This is a genomic window from Vibrio sp. SSH13-20, from assembly GCF_040104475.1.
Classification (GTDB): domain Bacteria; phylum Pseudomonadota; class Gammaproteobacteria; order Enterobacterales; family Vibrionaceae; genus Vibrio; species Vibrio harveyi.
Genome location: NZ_JBECOU010000008.1, coordinates 154,744 through 172,876 on the forward strand (window position 1 = coordinate 154,744; position 18,133 = coordinate 172,876).

Sequence of the window (18,133 nt, forward strand, 5' to 3'; positions counted from 1 at the left end):
GAACATGAAACAAATGGAATCCATCAAACCAGCATTGCTGCCAGAGACGTTGTCACTGTTTTCAGAGGCAAATGCGTTAACGCCTCATCTCAACGACTCAAACTCTAAAAAGTCGAGAAAGCTAAAGTCAGGTCTGCGTTCCGCCATTTTAGGTTCTGGGCTTAAAGACGGTATGACGATCTCTTTCCATCACGCGTTTCGAGGTGGCGATAAGGTGGTTAACTTGGTGTTAGATACTATCGCTCAGATGGGATATAAAGATCTGACACTGGCTTCAAGCTCTTTAACGGGTATTCATTCGCCGGTTGTTGAGCACATAAAAAACGGCGTAGTGAGTAAGATTTACACATCAGGTATTCGCGGTGAGCTTGGTGAAGCCATTTCTCATGGTTTGCTTAAAGAGCCTGTGCATATTCACTCCCATGGAGGACGCGTGCACTTGATTAAATCAGGCGAGCTAAACATCGATGTGGCGTTCATCGGTGTGCCTTGTTGCGATGAGTTTGGCAATGCAAATGGCATGAACGGCAAATCTCGCTGCGGCTCTTTGGGTTACGCCAAAATCGATGCTCAACACGCGCGTAAAGTCGTCATGCTTACTGAATCTATCGTCGGTTATCCAAATCACCCTGCATCAATCACACAAGATTTGGTGGATGCCGTAGTCGAAGTCGAAGAAGTTGGTGATGCGAGCAAAATTGGTGGCGGTGAAACGCGTCTTACCAGTAACCCACGTGAACTGCTTATTGCAAAACGTGCTGCCGATGTGATTATTAATTCTGGTTACTTTAAGCAAGACTTTAGCTTACAAACTGGGTCTGGTGGTGCGTCGCTTGCCGTCACGCGTTTTCTAGAAAATAGCATGGAAAAACGAGGCATTACTGCTGAGTTTGGGCTGGGCGGCATTACCTCAACCATGGTCTCTATGCACGAGAAAGGGCTGATCCGAAATCTAATCGACGTGCAGTGTTTTGACTCTGGTGCAGCGGACTCACTTGCTCGCAACCCGAACCATATTGAAATCTCAGCGAATGAATACGCTAACCCATCTTCCAAAGGCGCGGTGGTTGATCGTCTAGACGTGGTCATTCTCAGCGCGCTTGAAATTGATGTGAACTTCAACGTCAATGTTATCACGGGTTCTGATGGTGTGATTCGTGGCGCGTCTGGTGGTCACTGCGACGCAGCGGCAGGCGCAAACCTTGCCGTGATTGTTGCTCCGCTCGTGCGTGGTCGTATTCCAACTGTCGTAGAGCAAGTGTTAAACGTGGTAACGCCGGGTCAATCGATAGATGTGTTGGTGACCGACCATGGTATTGCCGTGAATCCTCGACGCCCAGAAGTAAAAGAGCGTTTGTTGAGCGCCGGACTGCCTGTGCTTGATATGGAAGCCTTGGTTGCGAGAGCGCAATCATTAACGGGCAAAGCGGAACCAATTGAATATCACGATCAAGTGGTGGGTTATGTACGTTATCGCGATGGTTCTGTGATTGATGTCATCAGAAAGGTCAAAGCTGAATGAGCATTCGCTATGGGCTGAAAGTTGGTCTCGATGATGTCTTGAGCAACAAAGAAGCTCGTGTGAAACGACAAGGTGAGTGGTTAAAACGCCACTCCCTTCCTTTGCTGTCGTTTACCGTCAATATGCCAGGTCCGCAGAAAATGACGGAGTGCACGGAGCGAATCTTCGAACAGGGTGTGCAAGCGATTCAAGCCACTTGTCTCGAAAAAAACTGGTCAATGGCAGGACGACAATTGCTGCGACAAGTCACAGGTCCAGAGGCAATTTTTTCGGTCCAAGCACCGAACGCTATGGCGCTCAAACGAGCCATGATTGAGATAGAGAATAACCATCGTCTCGGTCGGTTAATGGATTTAGATGTGATTGATGTCGATGGAAAGATCATCTCAAGAAAAGGGCAAGGGATGACGCGAAGAAAATGCCTTATTTGCGAACAAGATGCCGTGATTTGCGCGCGCTCGCGTAAACATGATCTTCAAACCTTGGTTTCTTACATAGAGTCGATGGTGTGTTATGACGAATGTTGCTCTTAAACTGTTGCTCGACCAAAATATCGAGCGTGTTCCAAGCGTTGCGCATCGCTCTGCTGTAAAGGTGAATCTGTTCTCTTTGGTTTCTGAGTTGGCATATCATGCGATGCTGGTGGAAGTGCACTTGTCCCCAAAACCGGGGCTTGTTGACCTTATTAGTAACGGTGCTCACTCAGATATGAATGTGCCGCTGTTTGAAGCCAGCGCGAGTGCAATTCGTCCTTTTCTCAATGGCTTTCTTAACGCTGGTCTTGCGCATGCAACGCACTCGGCAGAGACATTACTGGATGTGTTGCGTCCGGTTGGAATTCAAGCTGAACGCGCAATGTTTGCCGTGACTGGTGGTGTGAATACCCACAAAGGGATGATCTTTGGACTTGGATTGGTATGTGGCGCGATCGGCTGGTTAAAAGGCAAAGGCATTGCGGTTGACTCTCTGCACATTAGCCAAGTTATTAAGCGCAGTTGTGCGTTAATGGTATTTCAAGAGCTGAAAAATACCGACTCTAAAACGGAAACTCATGGTGAGCGGCTGTATCGAGAATTTGGTTTAACTGGAGCAAGAGGTGAGGCGGCGTCTGGCTATCAAACGATCATGACTTACAGTTTGCCTGCATACCAACAAGCGTTGTATGAAGGCGCGTCCGCAGAACAAGCATTATGGCAAGTGTTGCTCACGCTAATGGTGCACAATCAAGATACCAACGTGGTATCTCGTGGTGGGATGCATGGTTTGCGTTATGTGCAGAACATAGCATCGAAGCTTATTGAGAGTAGTGGTTGGCATAATCCAAACCTTGAAGAGCAGCTACTGGATTTTGACCGCCAGCTTATTGAAAAAAACCTTAGTCCGGGCGGCAGTGCAGATTTGCTCGCGCTGACTTGGTTGCTGGCAGAAATTGATGATTTGACGAGACATATCATCGCGAATAACGACGAATAATTAGGAACAAGTAAACGTATGCACAATTTTGAAGATGCGATGATCTTAGGTATCGCGGGAAACTTCGCAGGTCACCTGCAACAAGCTGGTGAGGCTGATGACTTTGCTCTCTACGGAGATGTGAACGCTAACAAGCCCCAAGCATTGTTCCCCATTTATGTGCCTTTTATCGAACATCCGTATTTGTCGACATATCCAATAAGTGCCGATACGACCAAGTTGCCAAATGATATTTTGAACTTACAAATTGAACCAGAGCTCGCTCTGATCTGTGATGTTTCTTATGAAGGTGGTCAGGTCTTACAGCTCACGCCGACGCATTTTGGCGCATTTAATGATTGTTCGATTCGACGCCCTGATGCGAATAAAATCAGTGAGAAGAAAAATTGGGGTGCAGCGTCAAAAGGCTTGGCATCGCAACTTATTGAACTAGAACGACTCACTCCTGATAGCGATATCGGCAGATTTAGAATCGCGAGCTTTCATAAGCGAGGAGAGCAGGTATTCGCCTACGGGGAAGATTGCGCGGTAAACGAATACTCCTATTTCTATGCGGATCTGCTGGATTGGATACGTGATCAGATGAATCATCAAGTGGATCGTGGTCCGATGGAAAACATTCACGCATTACTCAAACAAGCAAATCTCCCAAGCCAGCTAGTGGTCGCAGTGGGTGCAACGCGCTACACCGAATATGGTGAGCAGAATTTCTTGGAAAGAGGCGATGAAAGTGTGGTTGTTGTGTATGACAGCCACCTATACCAACCAAAAGATGTGCTCGGCATGGTACAGAAGTCGCAGTATGAAGCGACAGGCTTTTCTTATGTGAGTCAAAGAGTGCTTTAAGTTTAAGCCAATAGAGAACAAAAAAGCCCGCAAATTAGCGGGCTTTTTAATGTCTTATTCGCTGAATGAAATAAAAGGAGTGATATATATCTAATATTTATATTAGTGTTTGTCTTATTGATATTTAATGTATTTTGCTCAAGTTTTAAAAGTGGACAGTGAATCACAGATTCGTTAAGTGCATTTAATGTTTATTATAAGTTTGTTTAATAACGTAATTACTCTAATTATAAATGTGTTTTGAAATTTTATAGCCTTATAAGTTGATGAAAAATAGGGTTATATTGCTTTGGTGATAATTCGGTTAGTTAATGTCAGGGTATTTAAAATTGTGATGTTAATTCCTATCAATAACCTCAAAACTTTCATTGATAAAATTTACGTATATTCTTTTTAACTGTTTCCAGATTAAAACTATAAACACGCAATAGGTGACAGTGGTTATAAAGTATCCGTTGTGGCTGACTTGCATAATAAAATGGTAGAGAGTGAAAAAGTGAAAGCAAATAAAAACATTCTTAAAGCAGCAGTAGGTATGGCAATGCTATCTGGCTTGCCAACAGCAGCCAATGCTCATGGCTGGTCAGAGTTTCCTAGTGCACGTCAAAACACGTGTTACGAGCAAGGCGGAATTTGGTCAGGTAACCCACCAAATGCAGCTTGTGCTCAAGCAAAAGAAATTTCTGGTACCTATCCGTTTGTTCAGCGCAACGAGTACGCGAAGAACATTACCGATTACAACAATATGGCAGCAGTGAAAGCGGCTATTCCAGATGGTACGTTGTGTTACGCAAATGACCCTCAGAAAAAGGGCATGGGCGCACCACACACCGCGTGGACTCGCACAGAGCTAAATACGGGTACATTCGAATTTGTATTTAATGCGACGGCACCACATAACCCGTCTTTTTGGGAGTTTTACCTAACCAAACCAAATGCAGACCTAAGCAAAGCGTTGGCGTGGAGCGATCTTGATTTGATTCAAACCGAAGGTAATGTCCCAGTTGAAGGTGGTAAATACCGCATGAATGTGACCATCCCTTCTGATCGTTCAGGCGACGCGATTCTTTTTGTGCGCTGGCAGCGTAACGATGCGGCGGGTGAAGGCTTCTACAACTGTTCTGACATCACTATTGTGGGCGGCGAAACGCCTCCACCAGAGCCAACACCTCAACCAGATCTCGTGAAAGGTGAGCTATACATCCCAGTTAATTTTGTTGGTCCAGACCTTGGTGATACGGTTAAGTATGACATCATCAATAAATACGGAGATGTTGCACGTAGCTTCGATATTGAAGTGAATTCATCGAACATCAACGACTGGCAACGTCTATTGGCGTCAGAGATCAATGGTTGGCACGAAGAGTTCAAAGATGGAGCGGTGTTCATTGGTGATTGGCATGAAGAAATGTCTCATTACATGTACTTCCAAAACGATCCATCACGCAACTTCTTTAACTCGAAAGATGGTCGAGCGTCGGGTGTGATTTCAGTTATTGATGGTGATGACGGTAATGTTGAACCATTGGCAGGTGACATCTACGAGTTAGTGAAGAGCGACAAAGTAGTTAGCGCTGGGGACAAAGTGGTGATTTCTACCAGCGAAGCTGCGAACTTAACTCAAACTCAAGGCTCTTCTGTGAGTATTCAAAATAACGGCACTGCGTCGATTGTCGTTGATACTCGTGCGATTACGCAGAATGAGACCTTGTCGTTTGTTGCGAACGCAGTAAACAGCGAACGTGCAGAGACATTTACGTTTGAAGTGATTGTCGACGATGGTGGTGTAGACCCTGAGCCAACGCCAGATCCTGATCCAACACCAGACCCAAGCGATGACGCATGGGATTCAGCAAAAACTTACCTAGGTGGTGAAGTTGTCGCGTATGCTGACCAAAATTGGAAAGCACAATGGTGGATTAAAGGTGGTGATAACCCACAAGCGGCTTACCAAAAAGATAAGTGGGGCGTTTGGCGTCCAGCTAACTAATCATTGGTTGTAGCCAAATGGAATTGGCTAAGGCAAGCATGAAAGCCACTGTTTTGAGTTAAAGACAGTGGCTTTTTTACGTCGTTCATAAACTGACGGGGTAAGTGAGGTGATATCACCAAATGCAAATATGGGCAGAAAATCGTCCCTATCCCAAGTAACCTCGCCCTGAATTCTGGATCTTGAAGTCACTTGGGAATAAATAAAGACAATAGGCTGAAACGAACGGACAGAGTGATATTAGTGCTATGTAAGAGCTTGAAACTCAAAGAGCGCCTAAGCGCTCTTTTCTTTTGTACTGCCTTTTGGGTGATGACCGAACTTGTCATTCAAGTAGAGCAGTCCGCTGACGAAGAGTGCCACGACGGAAACCGTGAAGAGGGCATACATACTTAATACCCAAGCGAATGTGGCAGCCAGAAAGGCAATGAAGGAAAACATTCTGCTGAATGACATTACATGACCAAGTTTGTTACTTTTCATAACGCCTCCCAAAGCTTAGTGGGTAGAACCAGAGTGCTTTCACTCCGCATTCGTATTGTCTCTCTTCTGGGGGGAATTTACCCAAAAAACAGGCTAAATATTTCTCAAAAAAGATTAAATATTGACCTGGTAGACAGTTTTTTATTTGTGATTTTATATGAGTTTCATTGCTCATTGTCTATGCCAACATTTTTGATTCTGCTGAACGTCAAAATTGATTCCCATCTTTGGCTACAGTTAATGCATCCCCACTGACAAAGCAGGAAACTCTTATGTTCAAGACTCAACTTAAACGTGTCGTTGTTATCACTAGCCTACTGGTTTCATCATCTGTTCTGGCAAGCACGAATGCGTACAATACAGATATTCCTACCAGTATCATGACACCTGATAAGGTTGAAACCAGCATTGGTACTTTGAATTTCAAGGATGGCGTACCAAGCCAGCAGACGATGGATACGCTATACAACAACCTCGATACCATGCGAGCAACAGAAGTGTTTATGAACGCGATTCCTATGGCATCCCTGGAAGCGTTAAGAGTCGGGCATGAGAAAATGGGGTTAACCACATCCAATCAGGTGATGCTGTTTGATGATCTGATGGATTCGAATCCGCTGTTCTTAACCGGAAATACAGATACGGTATACGCGTCCGCATTTCTCGATCTCGAGCGTGATGGTCCAACAGTGGTTGAAATCCCACCGGGTATGGGACCAACGACCGTCAATGATGCATTCTTTCGTTTTGTGACGGACATGGGTGTTGTAGGACCAGATAAAGGTGAAGGTGGCAAATACCTTATTTTGCCTCCGAACTATGAAGGTCCAGTGCCAGAGGGGTATCACGTTTCTCAATCAACAAGTTACGTGAACTGGTTTATTGCTCGTGGCTTTTTGAAAGACGGTAAAACAGACGCGGCAGTGAATTCATACCATAGTGGTTTAAAGATTTATCCATTATCTAAGAAAGGCGAGCCGCCGAAGATGGAATTCATCTCTGGTAGTGGTAAATCGTTTAATACCATTCATGCAAATGATGAGCACTTTTACGATGAAATCAAAACGGTGATCGACAAAGAACCGATTGAGTTTATCGACCCAGAAATGCGTGGACTGATAGCGACCATCGGCATACAAAAAGGTAAGCCGTTTGCCCCAGATGCACGAATGCAGAGCATATTGGAAGATGGTGCAGCAATAGGTAATGCAACCGCACGAGCGTTGATGTTTAATCCTCGTACCCAGAACGCTTACATTTGGGATGATCGTAATTGGAAGACAGCGTTCATTGGTAATGATTACCAATGGCTGATTGAAGAAGGCAACGGTGGTCGCAACCTAGATGCGCGCACTTATTTCTTCTATATGGCGACGGTTAATACGCCGGCAATGGCGCTCAAAATGGTTGGTAAAGGTTCTAAGTACGCAATCGTTGATAAATCTGCTCAGGGAGAGTTCTTTGATGGCAGCAAAAACTACAAGCTGACCATTCCTGCGAATGTTCCTGCGAAGAACTTCTGGTCAGTTGTGGCTTACGATACACAAACGCGTTCGGAATTACAGACCAGTCAACCTTTCCCGAGTAAGAACGACAAACGCGACGACATGATGACAAATGCAGATGGCTCGATTGATTTGTATTTTGGTCCGAAAGCACCAAAAGGCAAAGAAGCAAACTGGATTGAGACTGTGCCGAACAAAGGCTGGTTCACTATCTTGCGTGTCTACGGTCCATTAGAACCTTGGTATGACGGCTCGTGGAAGCCTAGTGATATCACGGAAGTGAAGTAAGATAATTGAAGAGGCAACCGGTCAATTGATAGACCGGTTGCTTGTTTTTGGCTTGTTCTTATGGCTCTGTTGCGGCTTTGTTTGGTCTTGCTTGAGGGACTGTTTATTTGCGACGACAAGTGATAGTCGTTCTAATTTGTTTCTTGCAGTGCTCGTTTAATAAAGGCTTCTACCTGAGCAATGATCGGGTGCTGGTAGAATGCTCGGTGATATTGAACGCCCACATCAAACATCATTGGTTTAGCATTCAGCCTTAACGGCAATCGGAGCACGCCCTCTGATAGGGCATCATCGTTAATGTGCATCCCGACAAATACATACGGGCTGACTTTTACGCAATCAAGCGCTGCCGCCATAGAAGAGACCGTTAGTTTCTGTTCCAAATTTACCCCAGTGAGTTTTCGCATTCGTTCATAGTACGCACTGACATCAAGAGAGCCCATAGACACGCGCACCGTCTCGAGGTTTTCAATGTCACTTAGCTCTAGCTCGTTATGTTGGCTAAGTGGGTGTTGATCATTCACGTACGCAAAGATGGGAACAGAAGCAACTTTGCGCTCAACCATTCTCTCATTGAGCTCATTTGGAAAGCCGCCAATTCCAATGACGACGGCCCCTCGTTTTGGGTTTTCGATACTTTCTATCGACCAATCAATAAATGAAATCTTCGGCTTTTGATCTTCCGTTGTAAGGGCGGAGACTAAGGGGGTCGTCAACATGCCAGATAACGGATTAATGATGCTGAATATGTACTCATTGGCTTGCTGATTTGCATTGAAGCTTTGCGCCAGCTGGGGGATTTGCTCTAGGCGTTCTAATGGTTCGCCGATGACTTCACACAGCTGCTGGCAAAGCAGGGTTGGGGTATAAATGCCTTTTTCTGCATTGAAGAGTTCGTTATCAAATCTTTGACGACATTCAGCCAATTGTCGTGTGAATGTCGCTTTGCTAATGTCGAGGGTATGACACACTTTCGCCTGCGATTTTTGCTGGCTGAGTAGATAAAGAAAGCGATACAAATTCAAATCAATAGTATTTTTCACGAGCTCAGTACCTGAGGTTATTGAGCTTTAAGTATCGGTGTCTCTCATCCTCTGTTCCAATAAAATTTAAAACAATTTTTCCTTTTGTGACATGGGGTTAGCTTGTAAGAGTATGATGTGCTCAATCGGAAGGCGAAACTAAGATTGCGTAAAAGGTGAAAAACAGTGCTAGGTAAGCCCTTGAACTCATCCTATAATTAGGTTGCATATGGAGGATGTTTGATGGTCAAACATCCTCTATTTTTTGAAACCTACAACAAGGATCCGGCATAAGTTGTTTTTGCTGGTGTTGTTTACATTTACCAAGAAGGTGATTTAACACTAATAATTGAGGTTCTTACGATGACTCTTAACAAGTACTTTGTTTTCATTCCGACTGATATGGATCAGGAAACGCACAAGGAACAGAAAGTGATATCTGAAACGGAAACTCAACGTCAGGCTTTAGTAAAACAGGCGCAGCAAGAAGGCGGACTGTAAGGCTAGGTTTCAAAATAAGAAGAGCACCCGAAGCGGTGCTCTTTTTTTATCTCTGAACATCTATCACTTGAGCATCCCAAGGCTTTTAAGCTTGCGATAAATGGTATTGCGGCTTAATCCCAACATGCGTGAGGTTTTGCTGATATTACCTTGGTTCGCTTGATAAGTTTTTACCAGCTTATCTTCGACAGTCGAACGCATATCTTTGGTTTTCGGCACGCTAACGTCTTCAATCATACTGGTATGGCTAAGCTTCTTAGCAAGATGATTTGGCACATGGCTAAGTTCTAGTTGCGTCTCTCCTTGCGCCATCAATGAAGAGACTTTGATTAAGCTATCGAGTTCTCGCAGATTGCCAGGCCACACGTAAGTCATCATCAATGAAAGAAGGTGGGGACAAATGGTCTGTTCCGAATCAGAATGGCGTCGATGAATGTTCTCAATCAGTGCTTGCTTATCATTGCGCTCTTCAAAGCGAGGTAGCTCGACGATAAGTCCGTTGAGACGGTAGTAAAGATCCTGACGAAATACGCCTTGTTCAATCAACAACTCTAAGTCTTTGTGTGTTGCGGCGATGATTTGCGTATCAACTTGGATGGTTTGGTTTGAACCAACAGGAAGTACGGTTTTGTCTTGTAACACGTGGAGTAGGCGGCTTTGCGCTTCTAGAGGCAAATCTGCAATCTCATCTAAGAACAAGATGCCGTTGTGCGCTTGGCGGATTTTACCCTGATATCCTTTGCTGTTTGCACCAGTGAATGCACCTGAAACATAGCCAAACAGTTCAGATTCAACTAAGTCTTTGGGTAATGCCCCACAGTTAACTGATACCAAAGGACCACTCTTACGTTGGCTGTTTTTGTGTAACGCTTTGACGAATTCGTTTTTCCCTACACCGGTTTCTCCAAGAATAAGTAAGCTAATGTCTTTGTCGATAACGCGATTTGCTTGTTGCCAACAATGCTCGACCGTGGTGTCGCCATAATGAAGATCGTTGGATGCAGAAAGAGAGCGGGAAGACGTTTTACTCTCTGACAAAGGTTGAGTTTTAAACACCAGTGATTGACGGCTTAGCGAATTATCGAGTATCGAATCCAGAGATTGTCCAATCACATTCGGTTGATCAAGCAATTGCGAGGCGACTTGGTTATGCGCAAGGATTTGTCCTTCCTCATTGGCGATGATAATGCCTTGCCACCCACTGCTGAGTAACCCTTTTTCGCATGCTAAATCGACTCGAATATGTCCTTGAGGGATTTGATTGAGGAGTTGGTTTTCGACTTGCTGAACCATATTCTGGACCAGTACTTGCGTTGAGAAATCGTGCTTTTTCTCTTCGCTGGTAATGTCCAACACGCCCATTAAGTTACCCAAATGATCAAAGATTGGACTTGCTGAGCAACTGATAAAGCGATGATGTTGAATAAAGTGCTGGTCACCAATAACAGACACCGGTTTGGCTTCTACTAACGCAGTGCCAATGGCGTTGGTGCCTTTCAGTTTTTCTTGCCAGCACGCGCCAGAACTGAGCGCAATTTCGGTCAGTTTTTCTCGGAATTTAGGTTGCCCCCAGCTACCGATGATCACGCCATCTGCATCGGTCAATATTAACCGACTGTCGCTGTGCGCAAACAACTGATTAAACAAAGGCAGGGCAAACTGCTTCACGGCATCGATTAAGAAGTTAAGCTGGTGGCGTCTGTCCTGCAGAAACGCAGACGTGACGCGAATATCGTCAGGTCGACGTCGCTGTTTTAAACCCGCTTGTTCACTTCTGTCCCATGAAGTAGAAAGCCAGTTGTTGTTGGTAATGTGTTGAAGTTCCATGACTGTACCATTTTGTCACAGTGAGGGTGTGCCATTTTGGAACACTTGAACACTGGTGTTCACACCATACATCCGCTCAAACGTCACTCACTTAGTTTGTTATCGCTTGGTAATCATAGTTTTACATTTAATTAACAACAAGACGTGTGTTGTTGGCATGTGACTTGAGTAATGAAGTGACAACATCGCTGAGTTGAACACTCGGTTGTTTAAAACAAAAAACTGAACGAGAACAAAAGGAAGAGTTATGATCTATGCACAGCCAGGTAGTGAAAATGCCGTCGTGAATTTTAAATCACATTACGACAACTACATCGGTGGCGAATGGGTGAAACCGAGGGGTGGGGAGTACTTCGATAATACGTCACCAATCAATGGTCAAGCGTATTGTAAGGTTGCTCGTTCTAGCGAGGCAGACATCAACCTTGCATTGGATGCAGCGCACAATGTAAGAGCAAAATGGGCCAAAACCAGCGTTACTGAGCGTGCCAACATTCTACTGAAAATAGCAGACCGCATTGAACAAAACCTTGAAGAACTTGCGGTAGCAGAGACATGGGAAAATGGTAAACCTGTGCGCGAAACACTGGCGGCGGATCTTCCTTTAGTGGTCGACCATTTCCGTTACTTCGCAGGCTGTATCCGTGCTCAAGAAGGCAGTGCGGCTGAGCTTGATGAACACACTGCAAGCTACCATTTCCCTGAGCCAATTGGTGTTGTAGGACAGATCATTCCCTGGAATTTCCCAATGTTGATGGCGGCGTGGAAGCTTGCTCCTGCGTTGGCTGCTGGCTGTTGTGTGGTGCTCAAACCTGCCGAACAAACGCCAACTTCGATTCTCGTTCTGATGGAAAAGATTGGTGATCTCTTGCCAGCAGGCGTGGTGAACGTGGTCAACGGTTTTGGCTCAGAAGCAGGGCAAGCACTAGCAACCAGTAACCGAATTGCAAAGCTGGCATTCACGGGCTCAACCGAAGTAGGTAACCATATCTTAAAATGCGCAGCAGAGAATCTCATTCCATCAACCGTTGAGCTTGGTGGTAAGTCTCCGAATATCTACTTCCCAGATGTGTTTGATCATGAAGATGAATACCTAGATAAGTGTATTGAAGGCACGCTGCTTGCGTTCTTTAACCAAGGAGAGGTGTGTACCTGTCCATCACGTGTCTTGGTACATGAATCTGTGTACGACAAGTTTATTGCGAAAGTGGCAGAACGCGCGAAGACCATTAAACAAGGTAACCCACTAGATACTGACACTCAGGTGGGGGCACAGGCATCGCAAGAACAATTCGATAAGATCCTGAGCTACCTAGAAATCGGACGCCAAGAAGGGGCCAAAGTCGTGTTTGGTGGTGATGTGGCGAAACAGGAAAACGACTTGGAGCAAGGCTACTACATTCAACCGACTTTGTTACAAGGTCACAATAAGATGCGCGTATTCCAAGAAGAGATCTTTGGTCCGGTCATTGCTGTGACTACTTTTAAAGACGAAGCAGAGGCGCTAGCGATTGCCAATGACACGGAATATGGTTTGGGTGCTGGCGTGTGGACGCGCGACCAAAACCTTGCTTACCGCATGGGGCGTAATATCGAAGCAGGGCGCATTTGGATTAACTGCTATCACGCGTATCCTGCACATGCTGCGTTCGGAGGCTACAAAAAATCAGGCATTGGTCGAGAAACCCATAAGATGATGCTCGATCACTACCAGAACACGAAGAACCTATTAATCAGCTACGACGTCAATCCGCTAGGCTTTTTCTAAAGCGAAGGTATCGCAGTAAAATGTAATATACCCAAGTAACCTCGAGATGCTAGGTTCAGCGAGAATGACTTGGTTTGTAGACGCGGCGGCGATTTAAAGATCTAGTTATTACACTGCGTCGTTTTCCTTACTCTCGAATCAATGACAACGCTCTGAATCCTGCATCTTGAAGTCACTTGGGCATACCTATATAAGAAGAGCCCCCTAAGTCATTCAACTTAGGGGGCTCTTAATTAAAGTGAACTTCACGTTTCTAACTTGGATTAGGCTTTTACTGCATCAAAATCATCTGATTGAGAAGACGGTTTGAAGAACAGTTTTGTCTCTTCCAACACCACGTGGCGCAGAGCAATTAAACCAATTAGGTTAGGGATTGCCATTAGACCGTTTACGATATCAGCCAGTAGCCAAATCATATCTAGGTGAAGGAAAGCACCTGAAGCCACCAAACCAACAAAAATCAGTTTGTACGGAAGTACTGCTTTTGTACCGAATAGGAATACAACACAGCGCTCACCGTAGTAGTTCCAGCCAAGAATGGTGGTAAATGCGAAGAACATAAGACCGATAGATACCAGCATTGGACCTAATGTCTCTGCGTTAAGACCAACCGCAAATGCGTGTGTTGTCATCGCTGCACCTGCAAGGTCACTTTGCCATGCACCCGTAAGGATCAAAGCAAGACCAGTCATCGTACAGATGATGATGGTATCGAAGAAGGTACCCGTCATAGAAATCAGACCTTGTTTAACACAAGAATCCGTTTTCGCAGCAGCCGCAGCCATAGGCGCACTACCCAAACCAGATTCGTTTGAGAATACGCCACGAGCGATACCAGATTGGATTGCCAGCATAATACTTGCACCCAAGAAACCACCAGTTGCCGCTGTCGAAGTAAATGCAGACACCAATACAAGCTCAACTGCATTTAGCAATTGGTCTGCATTCATGATGATCACACTCAAACACGCTAGCACATAAAACAGCGCCATTGCTGGCACGACTTTACCTGCAACGCTAGCGATCGACTTAATACCGCCCAAGGTTACGAATGCCACTAATAGCGTCAGGATGAAGGCAGACAGCTCGCGGTTTACACCAAGAGAAATCTCACTTGCATCAAGAATTGCATTCACTTGAGGGAAGGTACCGATACCAAAACAGGCTACGCCCAGTGCAAATACCGCGAACATGATAGCTAGCGCTTTCGAGCCAACACCATATTGCAGGTAGTACATAGGACCACCAATCATTTGGCCTTTGTCGTCAACACGACGGTATTTCACAGCAAGAAGACACTCAGCGTATTTGGTTGCCATTCCAAATAGGGCAGCTAGCCACATCCAGAATAGGGCACCAGGACCACCAAGTTTGATTGCTGTTGCAACACCAACAATGTTACCTGTACCAATAGTTGCAGACAGCGCAGTACATAGCGCTGCAAAGCTAGAAACGTCACCCTGTTTATCAGATGACTTATCTTTACTGAATACCATCGCTAACGCAGTTGGTAGGTGTTTAAATTGGATCAAGCCTAGGCTAAAAGTGAAGTAAACACCGGTTCCCACAAGCAAAAGCAGCAGTGGTGGACCCCAGACAAAGTTATCAATGGTTTGAAGTAAAGATTGTAGGTCGTTCATGATTTCCCCTTAATAAAACAACTAATAAGGAGAAGAGGGAAAGGACGAGATCAAGGATCTCTAATAGCTATGCTATTCAAAACAAAATAAGGCGGGAACGCCAAATAGTTAGGTTGTTACTTTCCACTCCTCTGTCCTTTTGCCTGAGAGTTTCACCCCGCACACATGTGCGGGACTTGCTCCTTCGGCGACCGATTTAACGGTTCTCTCCAGAGGTTCCTCCAACTACAGTCCCCGCTACCAAGGTAGCACCTGAAATAGTTAATTCTTCGGCGAGTTACCCTAACTAAATGTTAAAATTTAGTTAATAACCACTCTCCTGCAGTCTTCATCGGAACATTTACTCAATTAAATGAGTAAAGGTTAGTTAATGATGCTGGTCACCATTAACGTGTGAACTCTATCATGTTTTGTTACCATTTCAACACCAAATGACGATTTATTTTCAACACATTATGCGGACTTTGTGGTCTTAATTTCATAGGTTTGTCGATTAATTAAACAAATGAGTCAATCTTTTGTTCATTGTTTACTTGTATGGATGGTCGAAATCTAATTCGATTGAACGATAGGCGAGTAGAGCTGTGTCGATAAGTTATTCAGTTTAGAATAGAAAATTGATCAAAACGGGAGCAATCGCTTCAAAATCTACGCTAAGTTGACCGTAAGCGACGTAGAAATAGGTTACAATGTTTCTTTGCGAAACTGTCTATGGAATCAGATAAGTTCACATTATTGGACAAGGAGGCGGTATGACTAGATTGTTAGCCATTGCGGTATTGATTGGATTAGCGTTTGTGCTATTTCGTTATCGTACCAATGAAAAAGTCCAAAAAGCGACGGTCATTACGCTGATCAGCGCATTTTTAATTTATACCGCGTCAATCATGATTGCGGAACTCACTCGCTAGCAAACCGGTAGAGTCCTTGGAGTAAGATACGGTGACTTCTCAGAATAATATTGAAGATCAAGACGAAGTAGTTGTCATTGAGGAGCGCGATAAGCGTACCCACATTTATATTGCCATTGCGGCAGTACTGGGTTTGGCATTTGGTGGTTTGGCTGGGTCGGCAATGACAGCAAGTAAGTGGGAGTCCACTTACCAAGTGTTGGAAGAAAAGTACCAAGCACTAGCACAAGACAAGACGGATTTGGTTTCTCAAGTGAAAACACGCGAAGCGAGCTTGGATAAAGAAATCGATGCAAAAGTCGCGACGTTATTGGCAGAAAAAGAAGAAGCTCATAAAGCGGAACTAAAAGCGCTTCAAGCGCAGTTAACTGAAGTAGAAAAAGTGAATATTTCACTTGAGTCACAAGTGAAAGAACAGAAAGCGACGCTAAGTACCACTAAGAGTGAAAACGATAAGCTTAATCGCCAAGCCGATATGCAAGCGACCATCTTTGAGCGTTCACGTGAAGTGTTCCGTAAGGAACTGCAAATCTCGCAAGAGTTGGAGTCTCTAGAGAAGGAGCGTGAATCGCTATTGCCTAAGATCGAAACGTTGAAAAAAGAGTGTGACGTTTTCCTAGAGGGCAAGTCTTGGGACGTGAAATCAGACGCGTGTGACCGACACGATGAAGCAAATTCTCGTTTAAGCCAAGTTGACCAACTTATTGAAGTTCACAAGATGGACCTAAAACAGATCAAAGACATTACGGCAGAGATGGGACTGTAGAGCAAGCGCTTTTCACTCCCCAGCTTGGTGATTAAGAAATACAAAAGGAGCTCTCAATGAGCTCCTTTTTTGTGTCTATCCGTCAGAACGGATTAACTCTAATTCGATGTCGATTAGATGCGAGAAGCGTCATAACCTGAAGCTAATAGCAATTCACGTTCATGTTTAATCAATTGTGCTCGGTCTTCAATCAGTTCATTCAACGCTTGAGACGGTTTACCAGCCAGTGATTTAAAGGCATCGAAAGACTCTGCGCTGTCGATTTGGTCAATCATACCACTGATAACATTACGTGCTTCGCAAGGGTTATCGTCAGTGGTGAAGTATTCAACTTGCTTTGCTGCAGACTTCATTTCGGTGAGCAGTTCTAGTGGACTACTTTCTTTTGCTACTGCCATGTAATTATCAAGTACACGTTTCGCATACAACAATTCTTTTAGTGGGATATCTCGGCCACTTACAATCAGCGATTCATTAAGGATCATACTTGAGCTCATGGGCATTCCTTTTTATCAATAATTCAAACTTCTTGGGCATTGATTTGAGTCTAATTTATTGCTGACTGAATGGGAATGCCTAAAATGCACATTTTTAACCGATCTTTCTGATTATTTACGTCTTTTTAGTGAGTAAATACGCAAACGGCGTATCTGGTAGAATCTTCAGATGATAAGGATGTCAAGTACTCGGAGTATCGACCGTTCGAACTCTGCATCAAATACGGGCTTTATTCGTCCTCAATATCAATTGATGAAGAAGCGACCCGGTGTCACCCCAAAGCTTTGTTTGAATAGATGATTAAAAGCACTTACGCTCGTAAAGCCGCACTCAAATGCAACGGTAGTGACAGGGTGAGATTGCGCCAACAAAGTCAGAGAGTGGAATAATCTTGCTTGTTGACGATACTCGATGAAAGACATGCCAACTTCATTACGAAACAAGCGGCTCAAAGTACGGCTGCTGACGTTAATTTCTTCTGCCCATTGCTTTAGTGAACGATTGTCCGCAGGGGTCTCCAACAGTGAGTTACAAACTTGTTCGAGTTTGGCGTTGTTGGGAAGAGGGATTTGAATGGACGCTTGTGGCGCGACTTTCAACTGATCCAACAAAACCTGAACAATACGCCAATACGGTTCCGTGGTTGCTTGATCGGCAGGTTGCTCAGAAAGATGAATGATCATCTCACGCAGCATTGGTGACACATTGAGAACATCACTCTGATTTGGCAGCTCAATATCGATGCTTGGCAACAAGTAAACGTTTTTCATCGCCGCATCCCCATACATGTACACCTTGTGTTTCTCATACGCTGGGATCCACACAGCCCTTTGAGGCGGAACGACCCATAACTTCAATTCTGTCTCGACCGCCATCACTCCACTGCTGGCGTACACCAATTGGTTGTGTTGGTGGCAATGCCAGTCAATGACGTGCCCGTTGGGGTAGTACTTGGGAATGACCACCGCCTCTAAGCGATTGATACTGACGTCCAAACTGATGGCTTTGACGTTTTGGCTCATTTGAGCAATAACCTGTCTCGATGGAATCTATACGCCAAATGCTAGCCAGATAAACTGAGCTTGTCATTAAT

16 protein-coding genes and 1 riboswitch are annotated in these 18,133 nt (G+C 44.7%); of the genes, 10 read left to right on the forward strand and 6 right to left on the reverse strand.

What is annotated here, in order from left to right:
• Positions 1 to 4 precede the first annotated feature (4 nt).
• From citF to ABMY42_RS21505, 5 genes are all read left to right on the forward strand, one after another.
• Positions 5 to 1,522, forward strand: a complete 1,518-nt coding sequence (citF, locus tag ABMY42_RS21485; RefSeq protein WP_349266773.1) for a citrate lyase subunit alpha — start codon at positions 5 to 7, stop codon at positions 1,520 to 1,522.
• The gene (gene citX, locus ABMY42_RS21490) at positions 1,519 to 2,055 is read left to right on the forward strand and encodes a citrate lyase holo-[acyl-carrier protein] synthase (RefSeq protein ID WP_349266774.1); all 537 of its coding nucleotides are present in this window, start codon (positions 1,519 to 1,521) and stop codon (positions 2,053 to 2,055) included. Before citF ends, citX begins: the two co-directional genes overlap by 4 nt.
• The gene (citG, locus tag ABMY42_RS21495; protein ID WP_349266775.1) at positions 2,036 to 2,995 is read left to right on the forward strand and encodes a triphosphoribosyl-dephospho-CoA synthase CitG; all 960 of its coding nucleotides are present in this window, start codon (positions 2,036 to 2,038) and stop codon (positions 2,993 to 2,995) included. Before citX ends, citG begins: the two co-directional genes overlap by 20 nt.
• 18 nt (positions 2,996 to 3,013) lie before the next feature.
• A complete protein-coding gene (locus ABMY42_RS21500) occupies positions 3,014 to 3,841 on the forward strand; it encodes a DUF5718 family protein (RefSeq protein ID WP_009697449.1) in 828 nt (275 codons plus the stop codon).
• 478 nt (positions 3,842 to 4,319) lie between these two features.
• Positions 4,320 to 5,831 (forward strand): lytic polysaccharide monooxygenase, encoded by a 1,512-nt coding sequence (locus ABMY42_RS21505; RefSeq protein ID WP_026000338.1) that lies wholly within the window; start codon positions 4,320 to 4,322, stop codon positions 5,829 to 5,831.
• A gap of 276 nt (positions 5,832 to 6,107) precedes the next feature.
• Here the strand turns inward: ABMY42_RS21505 and ABMY42_RS21510 are convergent, their stop codons facing one another.
• Entirely contained in the window at positions 6,108 to 6,314 is a 207-nt protein-coding gene (locus ABMY42_RS21510; protein WP_281188919.1) for a hypothetical protein, read from the reverse strand.
• Positions 6,315 to 6,586: 272 nt separating this feature from the next.
• Between ABMY42_RS21510 and ABMY42_RS21515 the strand changes: the two genes are divergently transcribed.
• Complete coding sequence (locus tag ABMY42_RS21515) at positions 6,587 to 8,107, forward strand: DUF1254 domain-containing protein (protein ID WP_017190255.1); 1,521 nt, start codon at positions 6,587 to 6,589, stop codon at positions 8,105 to 8,107.
• Positions 8,108 to 8,238: 131 nt separating this feature from the next.
• Here ABMY42_RS21515 and ABMY42_RS21520 read toward each other — a convergent pair whose 3' ends face one another.
• Complete coding sequence (locus ABMY42_RS21520) at positions 8,239 to 9,150, reverse strand: LysR family transcriptional regulator (RefSeq protein ID WP_349266776.1); 912 nt, start codon at positions 9,148 to 9,150, stop codon at positions 8,239 to 8,241.
• Between the two features lie 342 nt (positions 9,151 to 9,492).
• On the opposite strand from ABMY42_RS21520, the gene ABMY42_RS21525 reads away from it, so the two are divergent.
• Positions 9,493 to 9,630 (forward strand): hypothetical protein, encoded by a 138-nt coding sequence (locus ABMY42_RS21525; RefSeq protein WP_005446090.1) that lies wholly within the window; start codon positions 9,493 to 9,495, stop codon positions 9,628 to 9,630.
• A gap of 63 nt (positions 9,631 to 9,693) precedes the next feature.
• Here ABMY42_RS21525 and ABMY42_RS21530 read toward each other — a convergent pair whose 3' ends face one another.
• Positions 9,694 to 11,457, reverse strand: a complete 1,764-nt coding sequence (locus ABMY42_RS21530) for a sigma-54-dependent Fis family transcriptional regulator (RefSeq protein WP_281188774.1) — start codon at positions 11,455 to 11,457, stop codon at positions 9,694 to 9,696.
• 247 nt (positions 11,458 to 11,704) lie between these two features.
• Between ABMY42_RS21530 and ABMY42_RS21535 the strand changes: the two genes are divergently transcribed.
• A complete protein-coding gene (locus tag ABMY42_RS21535; RefSeq protein ID WP_005446086.1) occupies positions 11,705 to 13,225 on the forward strand; it encodes an aldehyde dehydrogenase family protein in 1,521 nt (506 codons plus the stop codon).
• Positions 13,226 to 13,488: 263 nt separating this feature from the next.
• Here the strand turns inward: ABMY42_RS21535 and ABMY42_RS21540 are convergent, their stop codons facing one another.
• Positions 13,489 to 14,865, reverse strand: coding sequence for a sodium:alanine symporter family protein (locus ABMY42_RS21540; RefSeq protein ID WP_005446084.1), 1,377 nt, complete (start codon positions 14,863 to 14,865; stop codon positions 13,489 to 13,491).
• 121 nt (positions 14,866 to 14,986) lie between these two features.
• Positions 14,987 to 15,088: riboswitch (glycine riboswitch) on the reverse strand.
• Positions 15,089 to 15,617: 529 nt separating this feature from the next.
• Here ABMY42_RS21540 and ABMY42_RS21545 point away from each other — a divergent pair.
• Together ABMY42_RS21545 and ABMY42_RS21550 are read left to right on the forward strand one after the other, a co-directional pair.
• Positions 15,618 to 15,776, forward strand: a complete 159-nt coding sequence (locus ABMY42_RS21545) for a hypothetical protein (protein ID WP_005446082.1) — start codon at positions 15,618 to 15,620, stop codon at positions 15,774 to 15,776.
• A 31-nt stretch (positions 15,777 to 15,807) separates the two neighbouring features.
• Complete coding sequence (locus tag ABMY42_RS21550) at positions 15,808 to 16,542, forward strand: hypothetical protein (RefSeq protein ID WP_009702107.1); 735 nt, start codon at positions 15,808 to 15,810, stop codon at positions 16,540 to 16,542.
• 113 nt (positions 16,543 to 16,655) lie between these two features.
• On the opposite strand, the gene ABMY42_RS21555 is transcribed toward ABMY42_RS21550, so the two are convergent.
• Positions 16,656 to 17,039 carry a hypothetical protein gene (locus tag ABMY42_RS21555; protein WP_005446079.1) on the reverse strand — a complete coding sequence of 128 codons (384 nt, stop codon included), beginning with the start codon at positions 17,037 to 17,039 and terminating at the stop codon, positions 16,656 to 16,658.
• 246 nt (positions 17,040 to 17,285) lie between these two features.
• Complete coding sequence (locus ABMY42_RS21560; RefSeq protein WP_349266777.1) at positions 17,286 to 18,062, reverse strand: helix-turn-helix transcriptional regulator; 777 nt, start codon at positions 18,060 to 18,062, stop codon at positions 17,286 to 17,288.
• Between the last annotated feature and the right edge of the window lie 71 nt (positions 18,063 to 18,133).

Excerpts from the sequence above, each read along its gene's own strand:
- citF (WP_349266773.1), top strand. The coding sequence starts at position 5 with ATGAAACAAATGGAATCCATCAAACCAGCATTGCTGCCAGAGACGTTG.
- citX (WP_349266774.1), top strand. The coding sequence starts at position 1,519 with ATGAGCATTCGCTATGGGCTGAAAGTTGGTCTCGATGATGTCTTGAGC.
- citG (WP_349266775.1), top strand. The coding sequence starts at position 2,036 with ATGACGAATGTTGCTCTTAAACTGTTGCTCGACCAAAATATCGAGCGT.
- ABMY42_RS21500 (WP_009697449.1), top strand. The coding sequence starts at position 3,014 with ATGCACAATTTTGAAGATGCGATGATCTTAGGTATCGCGGGAAACTTC.
- ABMY42_RS21505 (WP_026000338.1), top strand. The coding sequence starts at position 4,320 with ATGGTAGAGAGTGAAAAAGTGAAAGCAAATAAAAACATTCTTAAAGCA.
- ABMY42_RS21510 (WP_281188919.1), bottom strand. The coding sequence starts at position 6,314 with ATGAAAAGTAACAAACTTGGTCATGTAATGTCATTCAGCAGAATGTTT.
- ABMY42_RS21515 (WP_017190255.1), top strand. The coding sequence starts at position 6,587 with ATGTTCAAGACTCAACTTAAACGTGTCGTTGTTATCACTAGCCTACTG.
- ABMY42_RS21525 (WP_005446090.1), top strand. The coding sequence starts at position 9,493 with ATGACTCTTAACAAGTACTTTGTTTTCATTCCGACTGATATGGATCAG.
- ABMY42_RS21530 (WP_281188774.1), bottom strand. The coding sequence starts at position 11,457 with ATGGAACTTCAACACATTACCAACAACAACTGGCTTTCTACTTCATGG.
- ABMY42_RS21535 (WP_005446086.1), top strand. The coding sequence starts at position 11,705 with ATGATCTATGCACAGCCAGGTAGTGAAAATGCCGTCGTGAATTTTAAA.
- ABMY42_RS21540 (WP_005446084.1), bottom strand. The coding sequence starts at position 14,865 with ATGAACGACCTACAATCTTTACTTCAAACCATTGATAACTTTGTCTGG.
- ABMY42_RS21545 (WP_005446082.1), top strand. The coding sequence starts at position 15,618 with ATGACTAGATTGTTAGCCATTGCGGTATTGATTGGATTAGCGTTTGTG.
- ABMY42_RS21555 (WP_005446079.1), bottom strand. The coding sequence starts at position 17,039 with ATGAGCTCAAGTATGATCCTTAATGAATCGCTGATTGTAAGTGGCCGA.
- ABMY42_RS21560 (WP_349266777.1), bottom strand. The coding sequence starts at position 18,062 with ATGAGCCAAAACGTCAAAGCCATCAGTTTGGACGTCAGTATCAATCGC.